This window comes from Paenibacillus agaridevorans (assembly GCF_003112455.1).
Classification (GTDB): Bacteria; Bacillota; Bacilli; order Paenibacillales; family Paenibacillaceae; genus Pristimantibacillus; species Pristimantibacillus agaridevorans.
Map to the genome: position 1 here is coordinate 14,492 of NZ_BDQX01000438.1, position 484 is coordinate 14,975.

General features: G+C 66.9%; 1 pseudogene. It reads left to right on the forward strand.

Going from position 1 to position 484, the window contains the following annotated elements:
- Positions 1-341 (forward strand): annotated as a pseudogene (locus tag PAT3040_RS33525) (3-hydroxyacyl-CoA dehydrogenase/enoyl-CoA hydratase family protein); the annotation flags it as partial.
- Between the last annotated feature and the right edge of the window lie 143 nt (positions 342-484).

A 484-nucleotide genomic window follows, 5' to 3' on the forward strand; every position in this document is an offset into this window, starting at 1 on the left:
GCATCGCGGAAGCGAAGCGGCTCGTGCTGGAGCTCGACTGCGCGGGTTACACCGCGCCCGAGGAGGAGCGCGTCGCCGTCGGCGGCCGGGAGAGCAAGGCAGTGCTCGCCATGGGCGTGCAGGCGATGCGGCTCTCCGGCCATATTAGCGCGCACGATGCGCTTATCGCCGGCAAGCTTGCGCATGTGCTCTCGGGCGGCGACGTTCGCCAGGGCGCGCGGGTGAGCGAGCAGTATCTGCTCGATCTGGAGTGCGAGGCGTTCCTCAGCCTATGCGGCGAGAGCAAGACGCAGGAGCGGATGAGCCACATGCTGACCAAAGGCAAGCCGCTGCGGAACTAGCGGTCGCGGCCGCTGGGGCCGGGCTCGGCGAGATTGTGGGCGAGACCGGCGAGGCCGACTTGCAGGCCCGCTCGGCGGTCGAAACCGCAGGATTTTGCATAGAAGCTTACACGTTCGGTTGTGCTGCCATAGGCGCTATTAAC